This is a genomic window from Gelidibacter japonicus, from assembly GCF_010725055.1.
Lineage (GTDB): Bacteria > Bacteroidota > Bacteroidia > Flavobacteriales > Flavobacteriaceae > Gelidibacter > Gelidibacter japonicus.
This window is the reverse complement of record NZ_BJKB01000038.1, coordinates 1-6,697: the sequence shown is the minus strand read 5'-3', so window position 1 is coordinate 6,697 and position 6,697 is coordinate 1. Positions and strand designations below refer to the sequence as shown.

Annotated in this window: 8 protein-coding genes; 1 reads left to right on the top strand and 7 read right to left on the bottom strand. The window is 35.7% G+C overall.

Annotated features, from left to right (window positions below):
- Positions 1-184 (top strand): hypothetical protein (locus G6N06_RS19770; RefSeq protein ID WP_205334812.1); only part of this gene is annotated, 184 nt, incomplete at its 5' end.
- Between the two features lie 197 nt (positions 185-381).
- Here G6N06_RS19770 and G6N06_RS19420 read toward each other — a convergent pair.
- The 7 genes from G6N06_RS19420 to G6N06_RS19390 form a co-directional block, all read right to left on the bottom strand.
- Entirely contained in the window at positions 382-1,176 is a 795-nt protein-coding gene (locus G6N06_RS19420; protein ID WP_163518362.1) for a cation efflux transmembrane domain-containing protein, read from the bottom strand.
- A gap of 1 nt (position 1,177) precedes the next feature.
- Positions 1,178-3,361 (bottom strand): TonB-dependent receptor, encoded by a 2,184-nt coding sequence (locus G6N06_RS19415; protein ID WP_163518361.1) that lies wholly within the window; start codon positions 3,359-3,361, stop codon positions 1,178-1,180.
- A gap of 67 nt (positions 3,362-3,428) precedes the next feature.
- Complete coding sequence (locus G6N06_RS19410) at positions 3,429-3,839, bottom strand: Fur family transcriptional regulator (protein WP_034647249.1); 411 nt, start codon at positions 3,837-3,839, stop codon at positions 3,429-3,431.
- A 300-nt stretch (positions 3,840-4,139) separates the two neighbouring features.
- Complete coding sequence (arsB, locus tag G6N06_RS19405) at positions 4,140-5,195, bottom strand: ACR3 family arsenite efflux transporter (protein ID WP_163518360.1); 1,056 nt, start codon at positions 5,193-5,195, stop codon at positions 4,140-4,142.
- Between the two features lie 13 nt (positions 5,196-5,208).
- Positions 5,209-5,625: an OsmC family protein gene (locus tag G6N06_RS19400; RefSeq protein WP_163518359.1), complete on the bottom strand. Its 417-nt coding sequence runs from the start codon at positions 5,623-5,625 to the stop codon at positions 5,209-5,211.
- Positions 5,626-5,662: 37 nt separating this feature from the next.
- Positions 5,663-6,298, bottom strand: coding sequence for a low molecular weight phosphatase family protein (locus G6N06_RS19395; RefSeq protein WP_163518358.1), 636 nt, complete (start codon positions 6,296-6,298; stop codon positions 5,663-5,665).
- A 23-nt stretch (positions 6,299-6,321) separates the two neighbouring features.
- Positions 6,322-6,697 (bottom strand): DUF6428 family protein (locus tag G6N06_RS19390; RefSeq protein ID WP_163518357.1); only part of this gene is annotated, 376 nt, incomplete at its 5' end.

Below are 6,697 nucleotides of genomic sequence, written 5' to 3'. Positions count from 1 at the left end.
GGCAACGAGCTATCACCAAAAAGGTAGAGGTCTCACAAGCAAGGAAGGACAGAACGTAAAGAGGTTCTTAATCTTTGAAGGAATGGTGCGAGCCATAGCCCCAGAGAACAAGGACAGGTTACAAAAACTCAACCCATCTTTTTGCGAACCGCCGTATACGAGACCCGTACGTACGGTGGTGTGAGAGGCGCAGTGGCGACCGGTAGGTCGTCACCCGTCTACTCGATTGTGCATAGTGCTTTTTACGTTCAGCTTGGTTTTCCGATGTTTGCTATTTAGTTCAAATGTGAGCGTTGGCAAGACATACTCTTTTACAGTTTTGGTGGTGCGATGGCTTGAGCGACTGTAAATGTGTATGGCTTTCAGCGTTGGCAATTCTGTTTACTTGCTTAATTTCAAAATCCGAAATGCACCTTGTATTACCACTATAAAAACGATTGTTCCAACAACTAAATCAGGTTTGTTGGAATTTAGCCAATTCACTAAAATTCCTGCGATTATTACTCCCAAATTGATAATCACGTCATTGGAAGTAAAAATCATACTTGCTTTCATATGTGCCTCTTCTTTGCTCTTTGACTTTTGTAAAATGTAAAGACAAATTCCGTTTGCGATAAGTGCTAAAATCGACACGATAATCATCGTTGAAAAATCGGGAAGTTTCTCGGCTCCAAAAAATCTTCTCAACACTTCAACAAATCCGATAATCGCGAGGGTTATCTGAAAATAGCCAGCAATTTTTGCAATCCGTTTTTTCTTAATCAACGTTCCGCCAACAGCAAACAAGCTAATCCCGTACACGAAACTGTCCGCAAGCATATCTAAACTGTCGGCAACCAATCCCATTGATTTCGAGATGAGTCCTGTTGTCATTTCGATAATGAAGAAGACAAAATTTATTGCCAATACAATCCAAAGTAGCTTTTTTTGGTTGGTGTTTTCTTCAAAATCTTTTTCGTTGGTTTCTTCGGTCGAAATTTTCTTTCCGCCTAATTTTAATTCGATTATCGAATTTTCGATTTGGTCTGCCTGTCCGTTGTGAAAAACGGTCAGATTTCGGTTTGGAATGTCAAAATCAAGATTTTTGATTTCTTGAATTCCGTCCAATTTCATTCGTATAAGATTTTCCTCGGAAGGACAATCCATTTGATTGATTTTAAATATCGTTTTGTTCATTTTAGTCGTCATCTTCGTTTCCAAAAGGTTTGATTATTACTCCAACGCTAAATATAAAACCGTCTGTTGGTGCATAAATTTCGGGGAATTCTGGATTGTCGTGTGGTGGCAAAACTAAAGGCGAGAACCTGCTTTGTCTTCTGTCCGTAAAGTTTTCAAAATTCACAAACGTTGTTCCCCATTTAAAATTTCGCATTGCCACAAAACCCATTGTTATGAAGTCGGTTGTTTCAGTTCCATTGGACAAAAATTGTTTTCCTGTGTAAAACGTTTCATAACCGATTCGCCATTTTTCAGATTCGTACATCAAAACACTTCCTGCGTTGTGTTTTGCAGTTAGCGGTTTTTGTGGATTTCCAGCCAAATAATTCAATTTTGTGTCAATGAGTGCATAATTCAAGAACCAACGAAAATCTTTATAGGTAAACTTGATGTTTGTTTCAGCACCTTTGCTCAAAATTTCATCTGTTGCATTCTCAAATTGGAAAAATCCATTATCAGTTGAATTTAACAGTAATGCATCATTAATCGCAGTTACATAAAACAGTTGATTAATAGAAAAACCAATGGTTTCAAATAACCGTGTTTGATAGTTGAAGTCAAGATTTACACCGTAAGAACGTTCCGCATTTAGTGAAGATTTATCAATACCAAGTACATTTTCAAAATTGATAAATTCCGCCTCTTCTGTAAAAATATCTGGAATTTTGTAACCTAAACCACCACCAATTCTGCTGGAAAATCCGCTATCGTTTTTGTATAGCAATGAAACTCGTGGAAGCGGGAAAAAGCCAAAATCGGTATTGTAATCTGTTCTGAATCCTGTTTCCAAAATCCAATTATCCGAAATGTCATAAATGTTATTTACAAATGCTCCATAAGTTATATCCGTTTGGTCGCGTTGCAAAGTTGCATTATCATTTTCATCAAAATCAGAAGTATATAGGTTTGCACCAAAAATCCAATCAGTTTTATTGGCTGACTTTTGATAGTTTAATTCCGTGAATGTATTGGTTTGTTTACCGTCAAATGTAAAATCGGGAATGGTCAGTTCTCTGTCGAAGAACGAGATACTATTTTTGATAGTTAATGAACTGACGGAATCTATTTGAGTTTCGTAAACCGCTTGACTGCTCAATCTTTTCGATACGTTTTCTTCGGTATATTGATGGACGCCATTTTCGCCACTTTCAATTTTTGTGATGTCGCCACCAATTCTGTCGTCATACGTTCCGTTTAAGCCAAACCAAAATGTTGTTTTTTCCGATGGATAATAAAAGAACTTTGGGTTGAATGAAATCGAAGTTGTTTTTGGCAAGTTACTAAAGTCATCATCTTCTGGGTCATACGCTTTTTGATAATGACCTGAACCATAAAGTGAAACACCAAATTTTTCATTCCGTTTGCTGTAAAATACATTTGCTGTACTTCCCAGAGCTTGGGTTTGTGTCAACATAATATCCAAAGCAGGTTCTTCGTCTGGTGTTTTGGAAACCATATTTATCAAACCTGCAATCGCTCCACCACCATAAAGCGTTGATGAACTTCCTTTTATTATTTCAAATTGTTTTAAGTCCAATGGCGGAATTTGTAAAATACTCAAACCGCTGGAAAAACCGCCATAAAGTGGAAATCCATCTCTCAAAAGTTGTGTATAGCGTCCATCGAGACCTTGAATTCTAATGTTGGTATTTCCGCTACTTAACGAAGTTTGTTGCATCTGTATGCCTGTACTTTCCCGAAGTACCATTGAAATATTCGTTGGGTTCATTACTGCTTTTTCGCTTAATTCCTCCGCTCCGATAAATTCTATTCTCGTCGGTATTTTTCTTACTGTCCGTGTACTTCTTGAAGATTGTATGACAACTTCGTCAAGTTCATTTCCTCCCGATTCGAGCTTGAAAGCGAACTCCTTTTTTGTTCCAACATCAATAGTAGTTTCTATGGTTTTAAAGCCTATGAATGAAATTTTTATAATGTGGTTTCCATTTGGGATTTCTGTAAATGTGGCAATTCCGTAAAAATCTGTTACTGCTCCTTTTTCTAATTCTTCAAAATAGACCGTAGCACCCAATAATGGTTCGTTGGTTTCTGCATCGCTAACAGAAATGGAAATATCGCTCGTCTGTGCGAACGATATAATTGATACGAATAGAAATAATGTGTTTAAAAATATGTTTTTCATCTGCTTATTCTGGTTTAAAAGAATAATGCAAATGTATTTAGGATTTACTGCAACTCGATTGCAAAGATTACTTGTTACAGTTGTCGCATAGACCTTTTACGACCATATTTGCCTGTTGTAACTTGAAGTTTTCGGGAAGTTGAATTTTGGGAATAGGAACATCAAAAAGGCAGAATGTTTTATCGCAGTTTGTGCAATAAAAATGATAGTGCAAATCCTTTGGGTCGCAGTTACAGCCTTTGGCACAAACCGCATATTTGGTCATTCCAGAACCATCTTCAATGCTGTGGATGACTTTGTTTTCCTCAAATGTTTTCAGCGTTCTGAAAATCGAACTTCTGTCCGTATATGCCAATGCGTTTTCAATATCTTTCAACGATTGTGCTTTTTCTTGGCTCAAAAGATGACGTAAAACCACAGTTCTGACTGCGGTGTTTTTTACTTTTTTTATTTTTAGGATTTCTTCTTCGGTTTGCATTTTCCTAATGTATCATTTTTTTCGAGCGTTGGCGAAAAACAGCTCTTTTATTTTTTTAGCGTTGGCATTTCGCGTTGGCAAAAAAAATAAATGTGCTGTTTGTGCGGTTGGCTTTTTTAGTTCAAATGTTGAATTTTAGAACGATTTTTTGCATTATGCACAACGGTCAAGTATAAGCGTAGTGCGGGTTTTCGAAGATGATACTTTCATTTTATACGAATTTTTATTACGTGGCGAAATGTTCAATTTAGCAATAAATCCCGCATTACGCTTATACAATGTTACCCACTGGCTTTCTTTCTATTTATTATGACATCTTATACTTTCATTGGGATAATATTTTTTCTTTAACCAAAATGAAACTCGAACTAAAAAGATAAGAACTGGAACTTCAACTAATGGTCCAACTACACCCGCAAAAGCCTGTCCGGAATTTAGTCCAAATACTGCTATAGCAACAGCAATCGCCAATTCAAAGTTATTTCCTGCTGCCGTAAATGAGACGGCTGCATTTTCCTTATAGGAAGCTCCCAGTGCTTTAGTAAAGAAAAAACTGATGACAAACATTAAACTAAAATACAAAATTAAAGGAACTGCAATAATTAAAACGTCCATTGGAATTTCAACAATTAACTCTCCTTTGAGCGAGAACATAATGACAATGGTAAATAATAACGCAATTAGCGTTATTGGTGAAATGGCAGGTATAAACTTTTCTGTGTACCACTTATCTCCTTTTAACCTTACCAAAATCACTCTACTTAAAATTCCCATTAAAAAGGGTAGTCCCAAATAGATTGCTACACTTTCTGCCACCGTACCAATTGAGATATCGACAATAGCTCCTTCAAATCCGAAATATGGTGGAAGCACCGTTATAAAAATCCAAGCATAGAAACTATAGGCAAAAACTTGGAAAATACTATTTAAAGCGACCAAACCTGCTCCATATTCGCTATCTCCTTCAGCAAGGTCGTTCCAAACTAAAACCATTGCGATACAGCGAGCCAATCCGATTAAAATAACGCCTACCATATATTCTGGATAATCACGTAAAAAAGTAATTGCCAAAACAAACATTAAAACAGGGGCAATTATCCAGTTTAAAAAAAGTGAAATGGAAAGAATTTTAGTGTTTCTAAAAACTTTTGGCAAAAGAGCATAATTCACTTTAGCCAAAGGTGGATACATCATTAAGATTAATCCTATGGCTATGGGAATGTTAGTGGTACCTCGGCTCATTGAATCAATAATGCTTGGAAAAGATGGGATGAAATATCCGATTCCTACGCCTACAAGCATAGCAATGAATATCCATAGCGTTAAATAATTATTGAGAAAACTTATTTTTTTCATATATTTCTTGTGTTCAATTATTTAAAATGTCTTTTTGCTGCTCAATTACGCCGTTTATATTGCACGATAACTTTACGGTATTGTAGATTGTGCCAAATTTTTCGATATTCTTTTTTAGTAATGGGATATTTAAATTTTCATCAGAACTGTAAATAGTTAGTCTGTAATCTATGTTATCCATTTTCAAAGGTTTTTCCATTCGTTTAGCTGACACATTTACTGTGGCTTTTGAATAAGTAAACTTCATCATAGCAGAAAATCGCTCGACATTTTTTAGCATACACGAAGCAAAAGCTCCTAAAAAAAGCTCGGCAGGATTAGGTAAAGTTTCAGCAGATTTTGAAGTTGTTCCAAAAGCTATGTCATTTTGCTTTATTTGAATAGCAGCGTCTTTATTTGAAATTGATGATGCCCTAATTTGGTATTCCATAATTATATCTATTTTATATTAGTCGTTTTGAAAATAGTTAAGAAGCTTTTATCTGAGAGAAAACGTAAAACAGTTCTGTTGCAATTTGCAGACTTCTTTCATTATACTTTTCTGCCTGTTGTGGTGTATTGTCAAATGCTTTTGGGTCTTCAAAAGTTATAGGAATTCGTTTTTCTGCTCCGCTAACAAATGGACAGGCTTCGTTTGCTGAATCGCAAGTCATAATTGCAGCAAATTCAGATTTCGGGTTAAAATCATCATTCAATCTTTTTGAAAATCCGATTATTGGATGCTGGTTGTACGCATATTTAATACTGTAAATTGAGTTCTCGTTTTTTGAAATAGTTTTAATCTGAAAACCTGAATTTTGCAAAGTTTCTGCAACGATTGGAAAAAGTGCCGTACTTTCTGTTCCACCTGAATAACAGAATACATTTTTGATATTGAAATGATAAGCTAAAGTTTGTGCCCAAACCTGTGATAAATGACTTCTTCGTGAATTGTGAGTACAGATGAAGTTGATTCTGATATCTTGCTGATTTGAAACTTTAGACTGTATAAATTCCGTTAGTGGTTGTAAAATTGCCTTACGTTCAGTTGAAATTGTTTGAGGATTTAAGGCCTTGATTACTTGTTCAATTTCTGAAAACATTGTTGATTTTGTTATTGACATTTTCTTAATGTTAAATTATTATTTTAGCAACAGCCACTGCCTGGTGTACAAGAAGATCCATTATTAAATTCAGATAATTTAACTTTTGGTTTTTCACTTGGTATGCCGCATTTATCTTTCGCCAAACAATCGGTTTGTTTATTAGTCAACAAAAAGTTTTTACCGTCAAAATCAAGTCCGAATTTCCCAATCGTATCGCCTTGATATTCCACTTCGATTTCCAAATCTTCAATTCCTAAAACGCGTTCGGATAGTTCAATGATGCTTACTAATTTTTCCGGATGCAATCTATGGTCATAGTCATTGGCATTCCAAAGTTGAAAGTTTACTACCTCCTCGTTTCTCACGGTTCCGCCACAATCAATGAAATGCTTTGTGATTTTTCCAACTTCTGTTACG

What these genes read in the sequence shown, in the direction of transcription:
- G6N06_RS19420 (WP_163518362.1), bottom strand. Translation starts at nt 1,176, where the DNA reads ATGAACAAAACGATATTTAAAATCAATCAAATGGATTGTCCTTCCGAG.
- G6N06_RS19415 (WP_163518361.1), bottom strand. Translation starts at nt 3,361, where the DNA reads ATGAAAAACATATTTTTAAACACATTATTTCTATTCGTATCAATTATA.
- G6N06_RS19410 (WP_034647249.1), bottom strand. Translation starts at nt 3,839, where the DNA reads ATGCAAACCGAAGAAGAAATCCTAAAAATAAAAAAAGTAAAAAACACC.
- arsB (WP_163518360.1), bottom strand. Translation starts at nt 5,195, where the DNA reads ATGAAAAAAATAAGTTTTCTCAATAATTATTTAACGCTATGGATATTC.
- G6N06_RS19400 (WP_163518359.1), bottom strand. Translation starts at nt 5,625, where the DNA reads ATGGAATACCAAATTAGGGCATCATCAATTTCAAATAAAGACGCTGCT.
- G6N06_RS19395 (WP_163518358.1), bottom strand. Translation starts at nt 6,298, where the DNA reads ATGTCAATAACAAAATCAACAATGTTTTCAGAAATTGAACAAGTAATC.